The sequence below is a fragment of the Hymenobacter sp. YIM 151500-1 genome (assembly GCF_025979885.1).
In the GTDB taxonomy this organism is placed as follows: Bacteria; Bacteroidota; Bacteroidia; order Cytophagales; family Hymenobacteraceae; genus Hymenobacter.
The window spans coordinates 692,739-711,124 of the sequence record NZ_CP110139.1 but is presented as its reverse complement, the minus strand read 5'-3'; the positions used below and the strand labels follow the sequence as shown (position 1 = coordinate 711,124).

The 18,386-nt window shown below is 63.1% G+C and carries 14 protein-coding genes; 7 read left to right on the top strand and 7 right to left on the bottom strand.

Annotated features, from left to right (window positions below):
* Positions 1 to 392: 392 nt before the first annotated feature.
* From OIS53_RS02830 to OIS53_RS02810, 5 genes are all read right to left on the bottom strand, one after another.
* A complete protein-coding gene (locus OIS53_RS02830; RefSeq protein ID WP_264680873.1) occupies positions 393 to 683 on the bottom strand; it encodes a hypothetical protein in 291 nt (96 codons plus the stop codon).
* Positions 684 to 2,084, bottom strand: a complete 1,401-nt coding sequence (locus OIS53_RS02825) for a radical SAM protein (RefSeq protein WP_264680872.1) — start codon at positions 2,082 to 2,084, stop codon at positions 684 to 686. It abuts the gene before it with no gap.
* Between the two features lie 11 nt (positions 2,085 to 2,095).
* Positions 2,096 to 2,497: a hypothetical protein gene (locus OIS53_RS02820; RefSeq protein WP_264680871.1), complete on the bottom strand. Its 402-nt coding sequence runs from the start codon at positions 2,495 to 2,497 to the stop codon at positions 2,096 to 2,098.
* A gap of 39 nt (positions 2,498 to 2,536) precedes the next feature.
* A complete protein-coding gene (locus tag OIS53_RS02815; RefSeq protein WP_264680870.1) occupies positions 2,537 to 3,298 on the bottom strand; it encodes a prolipoprotein diacylglyceryl transferase in 762 nt (253 codons plus the stop codon).
* A gap of 259 nt (positions 3,299 to 3,557) precedes the next feature.
* The gene (locus tag OIS53_RS02810; protein WP_264680869.1) at positions 3,558 to 4,583 is read right to left on the bottom strand and encodes an SDR family NAD(P)-dependent oxidoreductase; all 1,026 of its coding nucleotides are present in this window, start codon (positions 4,581 to 4,583) and stop codon (positions 3,558 to 3,560) included.
* A gap of 222 nt (positions 4,584 to 4,805) precedes the next feature.
* Between OIS53_RS02810 and OIS53_RS02805 the strand changes: the two genes are divergently transcribed.
* The gene (locus OIS53_RS02805) at positions 4,806 to 5,315 is read left to right on the top strand and encodes a hypothetical protein (RefSeq protein WP_264680868.1); all 510 of its coding nucleotides are present in this window, start codon (positions 4,806 to 4,808) and stop codon (positions 5,313 to 5,315) included.
* Positions 5,316 to 5,452: 137 nt separating this feature from the next.
* Here OIS53_RS02805 and OIS53_RS02800 read toward each other — a convergent pair whose 3' ends face one another.
* The gene (locus OIS53_RS02800) at positions 5,453 to 6,223 is read right to left on the bottom strand and encodes a sulfite exporter TauE/SafE family protein (protein ID WP_264680867.1); all 771 of its coding nucleotides are present in this window, start codon (positions 6,221 to 6,223) and stop codon (positions 5,453 to 5,455) included.
* Between the two features lie 72 nt (positions 6,224 to 6,295).
* Here OIS53_RS02800 and OIS53_RS02795 point away from each other — a divergent pair, with 72 nt between their 5' ends.
* The 6 genes from OIS53_RS02795 to OIS53_RS02770 all read left to right on the top strand — a co-directional run bounded on the left by OIS53_RS02795 (position 6,296) and on the right by OIS53_RS02770 (position 15,266).
* Positions 6,296 to 6,952 carry a CatB-related O-acetyltransferase gene (locus tag OIS53_RS02795; RefSeq protein WP_264680866.1) on the top strand — a complete coding sequence of 219 codons (657 nt, stop codon included), beginning with the start codon at positions 6,296 to 6,298 and terminating at the stop codon, positions 6,950 to 6,952.
* Between the two features lie 306 nt (positions 6,953 to 7,258).
* The gene (locus OIS53_RS02790) at positions 7,259 to 8,317 is read left to right on the top strand and encodes an LLM class flavin-dependent oxidoreductase (protein ID WP_264680865.1); all 1,059 of its coding nucleotides are present in this window, start codon (positions 7,259 to 7,261) and stop codon (positions 8,315 to 8,317) included.
* Positions 8,318 to 9,011: 694 nt separating this feature from the next.
* Entirely contained in the window at positions 9,012 to 11,588 is a 2,577-nt protein-coding gene (locus OIS53_RS02785; RefSeq protein WP_264680864.1) for a TonB-dependent receptor, read from the top strand.
* A gap of 252 nt (positions 11,589 to 11,840) precedes the next feature.
* On the top strand, positions 11,841 to 13,085 hold the full coding sequence (locus OIS53_RS02780) for a PepSY-associated TM helix domain-containing protein (protein ID WP_264680863.1): 1,245 nt from the start codon (positions 11,841 to 11,843) through the stop codon (positions 13,083 to 13,085).
* 327 nt (positions 13,086 to 13,412) lie between these two features.
* Positions 13,413 to 14,462, top strand: a complete 1,050-nt coding sequence (locus OIS53_RS02775; protein WP_264680862.1) for a bile acid:sodium symporter family protein — start codon at positions 13,413 to 13,415, stop codon at positions 14,460 to 14,462.
* 351 nt (positions 14,463 to 14,813) lie between these two features.
* On the top strand, positions 14,814 to 15,266 hold the full coding sequence (locus OIS53_RS02770; RefSeq protein WP_264680861.1) for an ankyrin repeat domain-containing protein: 453 nt from the start codon (positions 14,814 to 14,816) through the stop codon (positions 15,264 to 15,266).
* Positions 15,267 to 15,654: 388 nt separating this feature from the next.
* On the opposite strand, the gene OIS53_RS02765 is transcribed toward OIS53_RS02770, so the two are convergent.
* On the bottom strand, positions 15,655 to 18,285 hold the full coding sequence (locus OIS53_RS02765) for an MGH1-like glycoside hydrolase domain-containing protein (protein ID WP_264680860.1): 2,631 nt from the start codon (positions 18,283 to 18,285) through the stop codon (positions 15,655 to 15,657).
* Positions 18,286 to 18,386 lie beyond the last annotated feature (101 nt).

The window sequence follows — 18,386 nt, the reverse complement described above, 5'->3', positions numbered from 1 at the left end:
CATGAAAAACTGCTCGTGGTCCTGGTCGTGCTGGCTTGTGCGCTGGTATTCGCCGCTTGCGAGGCTGCCCCCTGGCGCCTAACCACCGGGTAAGCGCCGGCCGTGGAAATGCTGGCCCGCCTGAAAGCGTTTCAGCGCGACAACCGAACAGATTTTCAAAGCCGATGGCAGCTACGCGCTGGATGAAGCCCAGTTGAAGACCCACCCCGAAGCCCCGCCGCACCAAACCGGCTCCTAGAAGCTCATCCCGGGCGGCGATTCTCTTACCGTGGTGCAGTCGGGCATAACTCGCCGGTTTGCGGTAAAAGAGCTGACGCAAACCGCCGAAAATGGCTCAGCTACCATCTACACGCTGGTGTTTTCGCACTGAGTAGTGCTGCTGAAATACTTTGTTAGTGAATGCTGAGATTGGACAGCATCAGCGCACAAGTGCCGAAGCCAATTAGACCAAGCACCAGCACAGACAACACCATCATCAGCCCCAATCTCTTTCTTCCCCCCAGCAGCACTAACAGCCCCGCTATAATATTGGCTACTGGCAAAAGCAGCAGCAGAAAAAAGCCCCCTAGCGACACGCACAGCACCACCAGCACGACGTTGCCGAACAAAATAATCAGCATCCATTCCCCATCGGAGGGGCGGGGCTGCTCGGGTGGTGACGGTTGAGGAAGTTGGTTTTCCATTTACAGCACTGGAATGTCGCGCAGAACCTCCAGCCGCTGCTGCTTTTCAGCGTCGCGGTAGAGCAGGTTCATGGTTTCGAAAGGAATGATTTTCAGGTCCTTGCTAACGATGTGCACACAGGACTTCTTGACGGCCCGCACGTCGAAGTTCCACGCGTCCATAAACTGTAGGATGATGATGCGGAATAGGTTGTCGTAGCCCAGGTTGGGGGCCTGCACCTGGGGCAGGCAGCAGAGCAGCTGGTTCATCTCGGGCAGCACCGTATCCACGGTATTGGCCGTGCTAAACAGGCGCAACAGGTGCTGGCGCAGGCGCGGGTCCCGCTCGTATACAATGGTGTTGCCGGCGCTCTGGAGCAGGTCGGCGGGGTCTACGTAGCGCGTGAGCGGAAACACCTCGCCGTCGAGCTTGAGGGCGTAGGCCATGGCCAGGGCATCGGGGTTGCAGGGCACGGGCAGCAAGTCCTGGGCCGTGAACACCGAGCTTTGCCGGATAATGCCCTGGCGCACTTCGGTGAGGCTGAGCCGGTCGGTGGCGGGGTCGAAGTGCTCTAAGCGGCCGGCGGCTTGGGTGGGTTGGAACGTGACGCCCCGCACGCAGCGCTGCCGGAGGGCAAAGTCGATGATGTCGCCCATTTCATCATCGTTCAGCCCCTTTTGCAAGGTCACGACCAGCGTGGTGCTGAGGTTGTATTTGTTGAGGTGTTCCAGGGCCTGGAGGCGCACCTGGCGCAGGTCGCGCCCGCGCAGGGCTTCCAGCGCCTCTTGCCTGAACGAGTCGAATTGTAGATACACCTCAAACGCCCCGGCGTAGGTAGCCAGGCGGGCTACAAACTCCTCGTCTTTGGCCAGGCGTACGCCATTGGTGTTCACCATCAGGTGCTTGATGGGCTTGCGCTTGCACATGTCCAGAATCTCCCAGAACTGGGGGTGCAGCGTGGGCTCCCCGCCCGAAATCTGCACTACGTCGGGCTCACCCTCGTTTTCTACCAGCACATCCACCATGGCTTCTACCTCGGCCAGCGTGCGGTGCCGGCCGTGCAGGGGGCTGCTCTCGGCGTAGCAGGTGGGGCAGGTGAGGTTGCAGCGGTCCGTAATTTCAATGACGGTGAGGCAGGAGTGTTGCTCGTGGTCCTGGCACAGGCCGCAGTCGTAGGGGCAGCCGTAGTGAGTGGCGGTGTTGAAGCGGCGCGGCGTTTCGCTAGGCTTCACGTAGTTGCGGATGCTTTTGTAGTACTCTACGTCGGTGGCAATGAGCACGCGCTGGCGGCCGTGTTCCGGGCAGCGCTTGAGCATGTACACGCCGCCATCTTCAAACACAATCTTGGCCTCAACGCGGCGCAGGCAGTGCGGACAGAGGCTCAGGGTAAAGTCGTAGTAAGTATAGGGCCGTTCGGGCATAAGAAGTAGGTTTAAGGCACCAGTGACGTGCGGGCGTTGATTTTTCTAATAACTGCTTTAGGAGATGGAGACACCTTAACCCAATAAAACAGAATGACCTCGTACCCACCCGACTGATTTACTTGGTCCACATTCAAGATAGCGTAGCTGGTTACAATTGAATTGCCATCGGCCATCCAACTCGAAACGTCCCTAAAATAGGCAGACTTTGTTCCGATGGTATGCCCACTGCTGCCCGTTATAAAAACAGCACTCTTATTCAGAAAATTAAAGCTGCCGCGTGTATCCTTGAAAAAGAAATTCAAATACGTTGCTTCCTGGTGGTTCAGCGTGGGTGTATCATCCAGACCACAACTATCCAGTTGCTGAGCTTTGGCCGCAAGTGTCACAAGCAACATAAAAACCGTCGTCAAATATCTTGATATACAAGCCATTTAAGCTTTAATATTAAATTATACTACTTGATGTTGACTTACTACTCCATCCCGCCCAAACAGCCAGACATAATACCCCAGCCCGGCTACACAAGCCCATTGTATAGCCGTGAGGCCCCAGCCGGCCGGGGCGGGCGTGGGCTTGATGAACTCCACCAGCAGGCGGAATAGCAGGTAGCCCACCATAAACAGCCGGAACCGCCAGCCATTCGGGAGCGGCCTGCGCCGCTCCAGCAACCACAGCCCAGCCCCAAGCAGGACTAGCCACCCAATTTCGTACAAGTTGGTAGGGTGGCGCGCTACGCCGTCGCCGAAGTCAATGCCCCAGGGCAAGGCTGTGGCCGTGCCGAAGGTGCCGTCTTCGAGGCCGGAGAGGTGGCAGCCTAGCCGCCCGATGCTCATACCCAGCAGGATGGGAAATACCATCAGGTCGCCGCTGGAAGCCGTGATGCCAAGGTGCCGCTTGGTTAGCTCCACTCCTATCAGGCCACCAAGCAGGCCGCCCACAATGGTTTTGTTGGTGAGGTAGTACACCCAGCCGCCGGGCGGGTGCCCCAGCAGCTCCGGGTGCTCCAGCAGGCCCAGCACCCGCGACCCAAGCAGGCCCCCCGTCGCGCAGCCTACAAAAATCAGGAGGCGGTGCTCGTCGGAAATGAGGTCCTGGGTGCGAGTGCGCAAGTACTGGTACAGCCGAAAGCCCCCGGAATACGCCAGCACCTCCAGCAGCAAGTGGATGGGCAGCGTAAGGGAGCCCATGGTTAGATGAACAGGATAGGCCACGGGCGCAAGATGGCAAATAGAATGCTTTCCGCTAGCACTAGGGGAACACGCCAAAGCGTGTGGCAAATTTTTCATGACAAAGTGATTTGTGACAAAACGTTTTGTCACAAATCACTTTGTTATGAATATGTAGCGGTGTAGCGCTGACCTTCGATTCATGCTACACGGCTACGACCTTGTTCTGATGGCGCGCCAATATGCGAACTATAACCGAAGGTCAGCGCAGCTACAGTTCGCACTACAGCCTACGGCCGACTACTTACACCTCGTTGTTCTGCTTTTCGGCCTTGCGGGTGAGGTTGGTGAGCCAGGAGCGCGACACTTCCGACTCGCTTTCGTAGCCGCGGCGGCGCTCGTCGCCGGCCTCGCCGGCGGGGCCGGGCAGGGCGCGGTTCACCCAGCTGAGCAGGTTGGCCGTGGTGCCCGGCAGCAGGCCGTGAAAAGCCGACAGCACCTTGGCCGGCAAGCCGATGATTAGCTCGGCGTCGCCGCGGCGGCAGGCATTCCAGATCTGCCGCGCCGCCGACTCGGCATCCACCGTGAGGGCGGGCAGGGAGTCGGCAATAATGAAGGTGGCGTACTCCTTTTTATGCTGGCCTTTGACGATGGCGTGGCGGGCGCTGCCAGTGCGCATCAGGCCGGGGCACACAGTGGTGACCTGAATGCCGTATTGCAGCAGCTCGGCCCGGAACCCCTCGCTCAGACCTACCAGGGCAAACTTGCTGGCGCAGTAGGGAGCCAGGTGGGGCACGGCCACCTTGCCGCCCACCGAGGCAATGTTCACGATGCGGCCCTCGCCACGGCGGCGCATGGCCGGCAGCACGGCCTGCATGGCGTGCAGCGGCGCCCAGAAGTGGGTGTTCATGGAATCCTCGTACTCGGGCAGGTCCATGTGGTCGAGGGGGCCGGCCGTGATGATGCCGGCGTTGTTGACCAGCACATCAATGGGTCCCAGCTGGCGCTGCACTTGCTCCACCAGGCCGCGCACTTCGTCGGCGCTGGTCAGGTCGCGCACCAGGGCCAGCACCTCGGCGCCGTCCTGGGTTAGCTCCTGGCGGGCGCGCTCCAGCTCGTCGGCGTCGCGGGCGCAAATGGCGACTTTGGCACCTTCGGCCACGGCCTGCCGGGCCAGCACCAGCCCCAGGCCGCGCGAGCCGCCCGTGATGAGGACCACGCGGCCGGCGAGGTCGTAGGAGCCGCGGCGGTTGAGGTAAAGGGTGGTGGCGGCTAAGGCGCCCAGGCCAGCGGCGGCGGCCAGCCAGGTGTTTCGGGTTTCACGTTTCATACGATGACGTAAGGTGGATATGCTCAACTACCCGGTGTAAGGAAACCCGGCGGCAAAGGTTACGCGCGCCGCAGATTTCGTTGGTGGCGGGGAATACAAGCGCTTGGTTTGGCGTTGTGGCGGGTAGAATAGCTTTTTACCCGCCATCTTTACCATCCGTTGGCCGCGTTCGGCTCCAGGTTTTTAGTACGTCTGGCCCGATTTTTAGCGGCGTTTTGTCTAATGAAAACTTCCCTGCTTGTCTTTGTGCTGCTGCTGGCTCCGGCAGCCGTGCGCGCCCAAACCTCGGCTTCTCCGAAACCAAAACCAGCCGCAGCGGGCGTAGCCAAAGCCCCCGGCCCGGCACCGGCCGCGAGTAGCCGTCCTGCCGCAGCCCCTGGCCGCCCCGCCCTCAACGAGGCTCAGGTGGAAGCCCGCGCCAACGCCCTGACGGCCAACATGCAAAAGGCCCTGGCCCTGACTCCGCCACAGGTAGAGAAGGTTCGCCAGATTAACCTGGTCAGCGTTCGGAACGTGGAAACCGCCCGCCACACCTACCGCCAGGACATGCGCAAGATAGCTGCCGTTGTGGATGACATCGGCCAGGCCCGCCTGGCTATGCTGAAAGAGGCCCTCACGCCCCAGCAGTTCGACAAGTACCAGCGCAAGCGCGAAGAGAAGATGGGCGTTCCGAGCAGCCAAGCGCCCCAAGGCACCCCCGCCCCCGGCCTGCCCAGCCGGTACGAGGAGTAGGTGGTGAGGCGCCAGCCCCAGCGGGGCGGCCCCCATCGTCCGCACACGAATGGTGCCGCCCCGCTGGGGCTTTGCAAACGAATACAGCCAGTGGGTGCCACCGATAGGTCGTCCCGCTGGGGCTGACGTTCACTCACTTACTCATTCACCACCTGCCAGCCCAGCTTGATAATAAAGACGCTGACGACCAGCAGGAACAGGCCGCGCACGAAGCCGGTACCGTGGCGCAGGGCCAGGTGGGCGCCCAGCGTGGAGCCGACGATGTTGCTGGCGGCCATGGGTAAGGCGACGGACCAGAGAATCTGGCCCGTGGAGGCGAAGTAGGCCAGGGCCGCCAGGTTGGTGGCCACGTTGACCAGCTTGGCCGAGGCCGACGAAGTGATAAAATCGTAGCCGAACAGCCCCACGAAGGCAAACAGCAGAAACGACCCCGTGCCCGGCCCGAAAAACCCGTCGTAGAAGCCGATGACCAGGCCCACGGCGGCGCCGTACAGCGGCTCGCGCCGGGCGGGCAGACGCGGGGCGTGGATGGAGCCAAAGTCTTTGCGCCAGAAGGTGTAAACGGCAATGACGACCAGCAGCCCCAGCACCAGCGGCGGCAGCAGCTCCTGGGGCAGGCGGCTCACCACCCGCGCCCCCAGCCACGAAAACACCCCCGCCACAACTGCCGCCGTACCTACTGCCCGCCAGCGCAGCGGCACCTGCCCGGCGTAGCGCCGCAGCGCCGCGGCCGTGCCCATCAATGAGGATACCTTGCCGGTGCCAAAAATGGTGGGTACCGGCGTGCCCTTGAGCAGCAGCAGCATGGCCGGCAGCTGAATCAGCCCGCCCCCGCCCACCACGGAATCAATCAATCCGGCCAGAAAAGCCGCCCCGCACAGCAGGGCTATGGTAAAGGCTGAAATCATACGGCCGCGAAGGTAAGCCGTGGGGCCGCAAACCCGCTATGTTTACGAGGCCACTCGTTATGCTCTCCCCCTATGCACGGCCCCGACCCCGCTACGCTCCATCCGCTGCCCCACCACCGCAGGCTGGTGTTTCTCAAAAACCTTATCACCCGGCCCAACATCATCGTGGGCGACTACACGTACTACGACGACCTGGACGACCCCGCCAATTTCGAGCGGAATGTGCTGTATCACTTCGATTTCCTTGGCGACCGGCTCATCATCGGGAAGTTTTGCGCTCTGGCTTCGGGGGTGAAGTTTATCATGAACGGCGGCAACCACGAGACAGCCCCCATTTCTACCTATCCATTCGCCATTTTCGGGGGCGGCTGGGAGACGCTGATGGCCGGGCAGGACGTGCGCGACAAGTACCCCTCGAAGGGTGATACCGTGGTGGGCCACGACGTCTGGATTGGGCACGAAGCCACCATCATGCCCGGCGTGCACATCGGCAACGGCGCCGTCGTGGCCACGAAGGCCGTGGTAACGCGCCATGTACCCGCCTACGCCATTGTGGCCGGCAACCCGGCCCAGGTACTCCGCTTCCGCTTCGACGAAGCCACCGTGGAGCGCCTGAACCGCCTGGCGTGGTGGGACTGGCCGGCCCAGAAAATCACCCGTCACCTGCATCTGCTCAACGCCGCCGATGTAGATGCCTTGGAGCAGGTAGCCGGGTCAGATGGCTGGTAACTGGCGGTGCCTGGTAGGTACTGGCGGTTACTGGCGCGAGGTTAGCGCAGCGTACCTCGTGCCCACTATGACGGGAGGCTGTGCCTCCCCACGCCAGAACGACCGACGCCTGCCCCTAACGGTCCAGTTCCGGCCTGCCGCTGGTGCGGCAGTGGAGGCCCAGCCTCCACCTCATGCCCAGGCACGAGGTACGCTGCGCTAACCTCGCGCCAGTTCCCGCTAGCAACGGCCAGCTGTGGGTAAGCGGAACCAGAGCCGCGAACCTCCGGGCACCCGCCGCGGTTATATGAGCTATTCGCGTTTCCTATGAAAACACCTTCCGCCTTGCGGTTAAGTGTGCTCGACCAGTCGCCGGTGCCGCAGGGACGCACCCCGCGCGAGGCCCTGCTGCACACCCTGGAGCTGGCCCGCCTGGCCGACCAGCTCGGCTACACCCGGTTTTGGGTGAGTGAGCACCACAACACCCGTACGCTGGCTGGCTCGGCGCCGGAGGTGCTGCTGGCCCGCCTGGGCGCCGAAACCTCCCGCATCCGGCTGGGCTCGGGCGGGGTGATGCTGCCCCACTACTCGGCCCTGAAAGTAGCCGAGAGCTTCCGGGTGCTCGAAACCCTGTACCCCGGCCGCATCGACCTGGGCATCGGCCGCGCGCCCGGCACCGACCGGATTACGGCTCACGCCCTCAACCCGCACAACACCTTCCGCGACGAGGACTTTGCCGAGCAACTCATGGACCTGCGCGCTTTTCTGCGCGACGAAGTGGTGCCCGACACCATTCATATGAAAGTGAAGGCCGCGCCGTTTACCGACACCCGGCCGGCGCTGTGGCTGCTTAGCTCCAGCGGGCAGAGCGGGTTGTTTGCAGCCCAGCTGGGGGCGGCGTTTTCGTTTGCTCACTTCATCAACCCCCAGGGCGGCCCCAACATGGTGGAGCTGTACCGGCAGCGGTTCCGGCCCTCGCCGGAACTGGCCGAGCCCCTGGCCAACGTGGCCATCTTCGTGCTCTGCGCCGACACCGAAGCCCACGCCCGGCGCCTGGCCAACAACCTGGCCCTGCAACTGCTGAAGCTGGAAACCGGCAACTTCACGCCCATTGGTCCGGCCGAGGAAGTGGACCTGGCCGCCCTGCCCGCTGAGCACCGCGCCCGGCTGGCGTACCACAACCAGCGCCTGGTGTTCGGCACGCCGGAGCAGGTGAAGCCGCAGCTGGAGCAGCTGGCCGCTAACTACGGCGTGGACGAAATCTGCGCCGTAACCATCACCCACGATTTCGCCGACCGGCTCCGCTCCTACGAGCTGCTGGCTGAGGCCTGTGGTCTGCCGGAGCAAGGGCAGGCCGAAGCGGTCAGCGAGGCGGCTTCTTGGTAGCCGCCGAAGCCAGGCATGAGGAGCCGATGGGGTACAGGGCCGCACTATCCCGCGTCTCGTTGTCCGTGCCTTCTTAACACGCAGTGCTAGCCGTTCAGCGGGCAGCCGGTACTACGCGCCTTCACATCCGGGGGGTGTGGGTCGGGGACAGTTGCCGGGAAGTGGAGCACGTGACTTGCATTGCAAAGGCCGCCCGTTCACGCAAGGCCTCCACCAGTTGCGTTTCTAACTACGCTTACGTAGCTGGTACCGATTCCTCGTACTGCTAGCTGTGTCTGAAAGCATTGGAACGGTCCTGCTCTATCTAGCGCCCGCCCCGCGAAGCATCTCTTTCGTTTCGTTGAAGTGCTATTGTCATGCTCCATCTGGCGTCCGCGCAGCCGAAACATCTCTACCGGGGTAACTCCTGACGCTTGCTCAACGAAGCGGGAGAGATGCTTCGACTACGGCTGCGCGGACGTTAGATAGAGCAGGACGGTCAAAGAGGGTGCGAATGATTTTTCAGACGCAGCCTCGCACAGTAAGTTCGTATCAGCCTGGTTTGGTGGGACTTTTACAGGTCAGCGCTACCAGACTTTCCTGTTGATAATGAACCTGTTGCTAAAAAATATAGACCTTCTTTGTTTGCTTGTTTTGAATCTATCTAAATAGGGCGTTGCTTTGCACTGTTTTTAAACAGTCTAAATAAGCCGCCATGCTCCGCCCTCTCCCCTGCCTATTCCTATTTGCGCTTCCCGCCATGTGTGCTGCGGCGCCGATTCCTGCCCCAGCTGACGCGTCCTGCCTGGCCACACTGCGGCTTGGCGGCGACGAAACCGCGCAGCGGGGACGCCTGGCGGGGCGGGTGACGGATGCCGGCGAGCAGCCAGTGGAGGGAGCCACGGTGGCGCTGAAGGGGACTTCGCATGGCACTACCACCACCACAGATGGTGGCTTCCGGTTATCGGCTCCTGCCGGGGCGTATCAGCTGGTGGTGAGCAGCCTGGGCTATACCACCCAGGAGGTGGCCGTGACCATCGTGGCCGGCGAAACGACCACGCTGCCCGCATTTGCCCTGGCCCAGAGCAGCCAGCAGCTACGCGAGGTTACCGTGACCGGCTCCAAGGGCCTGAATGAGCGGCCCGTGGCCATTGGCAAGCTGCCGGTGGCGCCGCTGGACCTGCCCCAGAGCACCGTCACGATTGAGCGACAGGTGCTGGAGCAGCAGCAGGTGCTGCGCCTCAGCGACGTGCTGGCCAACGTGAGTGGGGTGTACGTGATGGGCGCCACGGGCGGCACCCAGGAGGAAATTGCCAGCCGCGGCTTTGCCCTGGGCAGCAACAATACCTTCAAGAACGGAGTGCGCTTCAACAACGGCATCATGCCCGAGGCGTCGTCGCTGGAGCGGTTTGAGGTGCTGAAGGGCAGCAATGCCATCCTGTACGGCAACGTGGCCGCGGGCGGGGTGCTCAACCTGGTCACCAAAAAGCCCCGCTTCGAGCGGGGCGGCTCGGTGGGGCTGCGCGCGGGTAGCTTCGGGTTCTGGAAGCCCATGGTAGACGTGTACGGCGGTGTGGGCAGTAGCCAGCGCGTGGCCTTCCGGCTGAACGGCACCTACGAGCAGGGCAACAGCTTCCGCGACGAGGTAGAAACTAACCGCGTGTACTTCAACCCTTCCCTGCTGTTTAAGCTGACACCGAAAACCGACCTCATCGTGGAAGGCGACTACCTGCGCGACCGGCGCACGCCCGACTTCGGTATCGGGGCCATCAACTACGAGATTCTGCCCTCGCGCAGCCGCTTTCTGAACGTGCCCGGCGCCCTGAACAGTACCGACCAGACCAGCGCCACCGCCACGCTCACCTCCCGCCTCACCGATGCTTGGCAGCTGCGGGCTGTGGCCGGCTTCCAGCGCTACGACAACGAGCTGCGCAGTGCCACCCGGCCCGTGCCCAGCGGCGCGGCGGCCACCTACGGCGACCTGACCCGCGGCCTGCAACGCACCGAAACCGCCGAAAACTACTTCCTGGCCCAGCTCGACCTGATGGGCAAGTTCCGCACGGGCGCCCTGGAGCATGCCGTGCTGCTGGGGGTGGATGCCGACCAGTATCAAACCCGGGCGCTGGTTTACACCAACCCCGCCTCGCCCACCAAGGCAGGCACGGCTGTGTCTGCTTTCGACATCATCAACATCCTGGACCCGGCCAAACAGATTGCCCAGCCAAAAGAGCGGCTGACCGGCTTCCAGAACCTGGTGCGCAACACCTACACCCAAGGCAACACCCGCCGCGCGGGCTTCTACGCCCAGGACCTGCTCAGCCTCAGCCCGAAAGTAAAGCTGCTGGCCGGCCTGCGCTGGAGCTACCAGGAAACGCCCAGCGACATCTACTACTACAACACCGTGGCCAACACGACCAGCAAGCTGGCCGGCACGCTGGCCAACAACCGCCGCTTCGACCAAGCTTTTTCGCCGCGGGTGGGCGTGGTGTATCAGCCCATCAAGACCACGGCTCTGTTTGCCTCCTATGCCAACTCCTTCGTGCCCAATACCAGCGCCGCGGCCCTGGACCTGAACGGGCAGCCGCTGCCGCCCTCGGTGCTCGACCAGTTTGAGGTGGGCCTCAAGAACGACCTGTTCAAAGGGCTGCTGACGGCCAACGTGACGGCCTACCACATCGTCAACAACAACCAGGTGCAGACGGTGCTACCCAACGACCCGCGGTACGCCACGGCCACCATCAAGAACGGCGCGCAGGAGCTGGCCGGCGAGGTAACGAGCAAGGGCGTGGAGGTCGACGTGCAGAGCAAGCCCGTGTTCGGCGCCTCGCTGATTGCCGGCTACAGCTACAACAACACGGCTTTTACCAAGAGCAACCTCTACGACAGCGGCAGCCGCCTGCGCTACAACCCGGCCCACACGGCCAACCTGAGTTTGTTCTACAACTTCGGCAGCGTGTTCGGCGACAACGGCCTGCTGCGCGGCTTCACGGCCGGCCTGACGGGCTACTACGTGGGCGACCGGCTGGCCGGCCGCAACCCGCGCCAGGTGAACCCGGCCACGGGTCAGCCCTGGGTCAGCAACGGCCAGCCCGCCACCGATACGTTTAAGTACATAGCCCTGCCCAACTACACCCAGCTCGACGCCTCCCTGGGCTACACCTACCAGCGGGCTACGCTGCGCGTGAAGCTGGCCAACGTGCTCAACGAGCTGAGCTACAACGTGCACGACGACAACAGCGTGAACCCCATTGCCCCGCGCAACGTCTCGGCCACGTTCAGCTACCAACTCTGATTGCCGGCCGTTCCCTAGTCATTCTGAGCGGAGCGCTGAATCTGGGTCAGCGCCTTGCTTTAACCTCAGATTCCTCGCTCCGCTCGGAATGACAAAGCGTCTTTAGTTGTCTTTGCTCACTCCACTTAGGTAGTGAGTGAGTAAAGATAAAACAAAGTAAGCCCGGCCCGGAAACTGGCTGCAACTGGCCTCATCCGAGTTTTCTGCCGACCTTGCCCGACCTGAGTAGCCGTTATTTTTTGCTTTCTTCTGATGAAAATCTTCTTCCGCAACATTCACCTCTACCTCGGCCTGGCATCGGGGCTGGTACTTGCTGTGGTGTGCCTGACGGGCGCGGTGCTGGTGTTTGAAAAAGAGCTGGAACAAGCCTGGCACCCCGAGCGGTACTTCGTGGAAGCCCCTGCCACGCCCGCCGCCCTGCCCCTGGCCCGCCTCACCGAGGCCGTGCAGGCGGCCAAGCCCGGCGCCACAATCACCGGCCTCAAAGTGTACGCCGACCCCACCCGCACTGTGGAGTTCAGCCTGGCCGGCCCGGAGCGGAAAGGCGAAGGCCGGCCCGAAGCTGCACAGCCCGCCGAAGCCCAACAAGCCAAGCGCCTAAGCCCCCAACCGAAGGAAGGTGCAAGCCAAGCCCCTAAGCCCCCCAAAGGTGGCGGCGGCGAAGGTGGCGGGCCCAAGGTGTTTCTAAACCCCTACACGGCGGCCGTGACGGGGGAGCTGAACTACCGCGAGACTTTCTTTTTCTCGATGATGGCCCTGCACCGGGGCATGGTGGGTGGCGCGGTGGGCAAGCTCATTGTGGGCGTGAGCACCGTTATATTCCTGGTTATTCTGCTGACGGGCATCGTGCTGTGGTGGCCGGCCACGCGCAAGGCCCTGCGCCAGCGCCTCACCGTGAAATGGACCGGCGGCTGGAAACGCCTCAACCACGACCTGCACATTGTGCTGGGCTTCTACTCGGCGTTGTTCCTGCTGGTATTTGCGTTTACGGGGCTGGCCTGGTCGTTTGAGTGGTTCAACAAGGGCATCTACGCCGTCACCAACTCGCCCATGCAGCGCCCCGAGCCCCCGCAGTCGGCTGCCCCGGCAGCAACAGCCGCGGCCCTCTCGCCCGATGCCGTGCTGGCTGCCGCCCGCCAGCAGGCGCCCCAGGCCGTGTACTATTCGCTCCAGCTTCCAAAGGAAGCCACCGGCAGCATTCGGGTAGCCACACTGCGGCCCGGTGCCGCCTACGACAACGCCACCGACGAAGTGTACCTCGACCAGTATTCGGGCCAGGTGCTGCGCCAGCAAACCTACGAGCAGCGTACCCTGGGCCAGCGGGTGCGGGGCTGGTTTAAGCCCATTCATACCAGCGCCGCCTTCGGCTGGCCCGGCAAGGTTATCGGGCTGGTAGTGTGCGTGCTGGGCTTCACCTTCCCCATCACCGGCACCATTCTGTGGCTGAACCGCCTGCGCAAGCAGCGCCGGAAGCAGCAGAAGCTGGCGGCGGTGTAGGAAGCTGTAAGCTGCAAGCTGTAAGCCACAAGCTGCAAGCTTTTCTTATTGAAGAGCTTGCAGCTAAGACGCTACTAACTTCTCAAGCTATTCACATCTGGTTTTTGAAAGCGCCGGGCTACCTTGTCCGGCGCTTTTATGTTGAAGGCCGAATGCACCATGCATCTCAAATCCTCCCACCTGCTTCAAACCAAATGATTTGGAGCCGGTGGGAGGTTACCGGAGCTTCCCTACGAATGGTTTAGAGCAACCGGACAGGTAAGGCGCCCCCGGCCGGGAGCCTACGTACACTACCCGGACCAAACCCGGCACTACTACCCCTGTTGCATGACTGCTCCTACCACCTCTCCCGCTCCGCCGCCCACCGAAAACCGCCTCACCGCCTGGCTGCGCCGGGCGGGGCTGCTCGACTGGTTTCTGCTGGGACTGGCCGGGGCGGTGGGGCTGGCCTATGTGCTACCGGAGGCGGGCAGCGCCGCCAGCCCCGTGCCGTGGAAACTGGTAACCAAGGGCGGCGTGGCGCTGATTTTCTTTTTCTACGGGCTGCGGCTGAGCCTGGAAAAGCTCAGGGCCGGCCTGCGCAACTGGCGCCTGCACGTAGTGGTGCAGCTGATTACGTTCGTGGCGTTTCCGCTGCTGGCCCTAGCCGCGCGCCCGTTCATGGACGCTGGGAAGGCGCAGCTACTCTGGCAGAGCATCTTCTTTCTGTGCACCCTGCCCAGCACCGTGTCTACGTCGGTGGTGATGGTGGGTATAGCGGGCGGCAATCTGCCGGCGGCCATCTTCAACGCCAGCATTTCCAGTCTGCTTGGCATTGTGCTTACCCCGCTTTGGGCCAGCCTGGTGCTGGGCACGGGTACCGGGCCGGAGGGCCACCTCTGGGGCCTGGCCCTGGACCTGACGTGGCAGGTGGTGCTGCCCGTGGTGGCGGGCGTGGTGCTGCACGGCCGCTTCGGGGGCTTCGCCGAGCGGCACCGCCAGGCCCTGCGCACCTTCGACCAGGTAATTATCCTGCTCATCGTGTACACCTCGTTCAGCGAGTCGTTTGCCGAAGGCGTGTTTCGCAGCTTCGGGCCAGCCGACATTCTGGCGCTGGGCGCGGGCATGGTGGCCTTGTACTTCGCCGTGTTCGGGGCAGTATGGGGCCTGAGCCGCGTGCTGGGCTTCTCGCGCGAGGACCGGATTGTGGCCTTGTTCTGCGGGTCCAAGAAGTCGTTGGTGCACGGCAGCGTAATGGCACGGCTGCTGTTCCCGGCTTCGGCCGCCACGGGCGTGCTGCTGCTCCCGCTCATGCTCTACCACGCCCTGCAAATCGTGCTGGCCAGCATCATGGCCCAGCGCATGGGCCAAGAGCACCTAGCAGATTCTGCCCGGTAGCAGGCGTAAAACCCGGTTGAGACCTGGCCGTTGCTGGCGGGTACTGGCGCGGGCACTGGCGCGAGGTTAGCGCAGCGTACCTCGTGCCTGGGCATGAGGTGGAGGCTGGGCCTCCACTGCCGCGCCAGCGGCAAGCCGGTACCGGGCCGTGCGGGCGTCAGTCGTTCTGGCGTGGGGAGGCACAGCCTCCCGTCATTCTCGGCACGAGTTACGCTGCGCTAAACTCGCGCCAGTTCCCGCGCCAGGCAACGGCTAGCTACGGAACCACAATACTGGCCTAAACGAGTAGAATGAGCGGGTTTGTTACGTATGTTTGTAAATGTTTCTTACCCTAGCCCCACCCGTTTCAGTATGAAAAGACTTCTCCTCGCTATAACATTTTTCCTCTCCGCTGCGGCCCTTGCTCAGGCTCAGACGCCTACCCAGAAAGTGTACGCAGCCGTGGTCAAAAACAAGCCCGCCGACGTGGACGCCCTGCTTACGGCCGGTGCCGACGTGAATGCGCCCGTGGAGATGATGCCCGGCTTCCCGACTACCTTTCTCATCATCGCCGCCGGCAACGGCCACCTCGACGTGGTGAAAGCCCTGGTGAAAAACAAAGCCGCCATCGACAAGCCCGACTCCTTCAACGCCACCGCCCTGATGGCCGCCGCCGCCCAGGGCAGCGCCGAGGTGGTAGAGTTTCTACTGACCAGCGGCGCCAACCCCAAGCTCAAAGACAAAGACGGCAAAGACGCCCTGTCTAACGCCAAGGAAAGCGGCAACGCCGACGTAGTAAAGCTGATTCAAAGCAAGATGAAGTAAGGTTTTTAGAAGAGAGAGGCGAGAAGTGAGAGGTATGAGGTGAGAAGCCTGTCAACAGGTAGCCCCGGAAGGGCGGCATATCGGTAGCAAAGAGTGAGGTACTAAAACGACCAAGCCCCAGCGGGGCGACACCATCATCCGCAAACGATGGGTGCCGCCCCGCTGGGGCTTTGAACGTTTATTCTTTATCAATTCCTACCAACATGCCGCCCCTCCGGCGCTAGCTGCCGACGCCTGGCACCCCCTCTCCTTTTCGGAGAGGGGGCCGGGGGGTGAGGCGCACGGCAGGGGCTCTGCGAGTTCGGACGCTTGCATAGGAAGAGGACGGATTGGCTCTGCCTTGCTCCAGGTGCTTCGTCCTGCGTCCTCGCAATAACACCTCCCCACTTTACCCCTTCAACAGCCGCACGATGAGGGCGGTCCAGCCGGTTTGGTGGCTGGCGCCGAGGCCCTGGCCGGTGTCGCCGTGGAAGTACTCGTGGAAGAGCAGGTAGTCGCGGAAGTGGGGGTCTTGCTGGAGTGGGCCGGCCTCGGCGAGGGCAGGGCGGCGGCCGGTGGCGTCTTGCAAAAACAAGCGCGACAACCGCTTCGATAACGCGTCGGCGACTTGCAGCAGCGTGTGCGGCTGGCCGGAGCCGGTGGGAAATTCCACGGTGAAGGCGTCGCCGTAGTAGGCGTGGAAGCGTTGCAACGACTCGATGATGAGGTAGTTGATGGGAAACCAGATGGGGCCGCGCCAGTTGCTGTTGCCGCCGAACATGCTACTCTCGGCCTCGCCGGGCACGTACTGCACCACGAAGTCAGTTTCCGGGGTGCTGAACACGTAGGGCTCGTTGAGGTGGTAGCGCGACAGGGCCCGGATGCCGTAGTCCGACAAGAACTCGTTCTCGTCCAACATGCGGTGCAGCAGGCTGCGCAGGCGGCTCTGGCGCAGTAAGGACAGCTTGTGCCGGTCGCCGCGGCCCTGCTCCTGCCAGCGGCTCACGAGGCGGGCCAGGTGGGGACGGTTTTCGAGCAGCCAGCGGGCCCGCTCCGTAAACTCGGGGGCAGCCTCCAGCAACTCTTCCTCTATCACCTCCACCGCAAACAGCGGAATCAGCCCCACAATAGAGCGCACCTTGAGCTTGGTGCGCACGCCGTCGGGGGTGTGCAGCACGTCGTAGTAGAACTGGTCGTCCTCGTCCCAGAGGTTGAACTGCCCGTCGCCGCCGTGGGTCATGGCGTCGGCGATGTGGAGGAAGTGCTCGAAAAACTTGCCGGCCATTTCCTGGTACACGGGGTTGGTGCGGGCCAGCTCCAGGGCCATGCGCATCAGGTTCAGGGCAAACATGGCCATCCAGCTCGTGCCGTCCGACTGCTCAATGGTGCCGCCCGTGGGCAGCGGGGCGCTCCGGTCGAACACCCCAATGTTGTCGAGGCCCAGGAAGCCGCCCTCGAAGATGTTTCGCTCGCTCTTGTCTTTGCGGTTCACCCACCACGTGAAGTTGAGAGTGAGCTTATGAAAGACGGCCTCCAAAAACTGCGTGTCGCCGCGACCCTCGCGCAGCTTTTTGTCCATCTGGTACACCCGCCACGTGGCCCAGGCGTGTACCGGGGGGTTCACGTCGTTGAGGTTCCACTCGTAGGCCGGCAGCTGCCCGCTGGGGTGCATGTACCAGTCGCGGCAGAGCAGGCGCAGCTGCTGCTTGGCAAACTCGGCGTCCAGCATGGCCAGCGGCAGGCAGTGGAAAGCCAAATCCCAGGCCGCGTACCAGGGGTACTCCCACGTGTCGGGCATGGAGATGATGTCGTGGTTGCGCAGGTGGCGCCAGTTGCTGTTGCGGCCCTGGCGGCGGCTGGCGGGCAGGCGCGCACCGGCCGGGTCGCCGTCGAGCCACTGCGTCACGTCATAGTAGTAAAACTGCTTGCTCCAGAGCAGGCCCGCAAACGCCTGGCGCTGAATGTTGCGCACGTCGGAGCCGGGCGGCAGGTCTTCCTGGAGGCAGTCGTAGAACTCGTCGGCCTCCTGGCGGCGGGCCGCAAAAACGGCATCAAAGTCGGCAAAAGGAGCGGACTGCTCCGGGTGGCTTAGGCGCAGGCGCACGGTGCGGGCCTCCCCAGCCGGTACTACCAGCTGGTGATGCGCGGCTAGCTTGGTGCCCTCCTGGGCCGGGTTCACGGCCGCGGCGTCGCCCTTCACCAGGTAGTTATTGATGCCGTCCTTGAAGAAGCGGGCCGAAGTAGCGGGGCCGCCGGTGCGGCGGTAGTTGGTGTCGTTGTCACAGAACAGCAGCGGGGCCGCCTCGTCGTCGCAATACAGATGGTAGCGGCCCAGGGTGGGGTGCTCGGCCAGGGCCGCGCCGGGGCCGGTGGCGCGCAGCACGGGCCGCGCGGGCTGCTCGGCGTGGCCCCAGGCCCAGGTGTTGCGAAACCACAGCGTGGGCAGCACGTGCAGCGGGGCCGCCGCGGGGCCGCGGTTATGCACCGTCACGTGCAGCAGCAGGTCGTCGGGTGCGGCTTTGGCGTACTCGATGAACACGTCGAAATAGCGGCCTTCGTCGAAGATGCCAGTGTCGAGCAGCTCGTATTCGGGCTCCTGGCGGCTGCGGCGGGCGTTTTCGCGCACTAGCTCCCCGTACGGAAACTCCTGCTGCGGATACTTGTAGAGCATCTTCAGGTAGGAGTGCGTGGGGGTGCTGTCGAGGTAGTAGTACTGCTCTTTCACGTCCTCGCCGTGGTTGCCCTGGCCGTTGGTGAGGCCAAACAGACGCTCTTTGAGCATGGGGTCCTGGCCGTTCCAGAGGGCCACGGCCAGGCACAGGCGCTGCTCGTCGTCGGAAATGCCGCCTAGGCCGTCCTCGCCCCAGCGGTAGGCGGTGCTGCGGGCCATGTTGTGGGTGAGATAGTCCCAGGCGTTGCCGTGGGGGCTGTAGTCTTCGCGCACGGTGCCCCACTGCCGCTCGGTGAGGTAGGGGCCAAACTTTTTCCAGGGCGCGGCGCCGGTATCCGCCTGCTGGAGGCGGTGCTGTTCCTGGGTCATTGCAATAGGGTAAGCGTAGGTCAAGCGCAAAAGTACGGCAGCTGGCGCGCGGGGGTTCGGGTGGGCCTGGGGCCGGGGCGGGGTGGTCTGGTGGTGGGGTG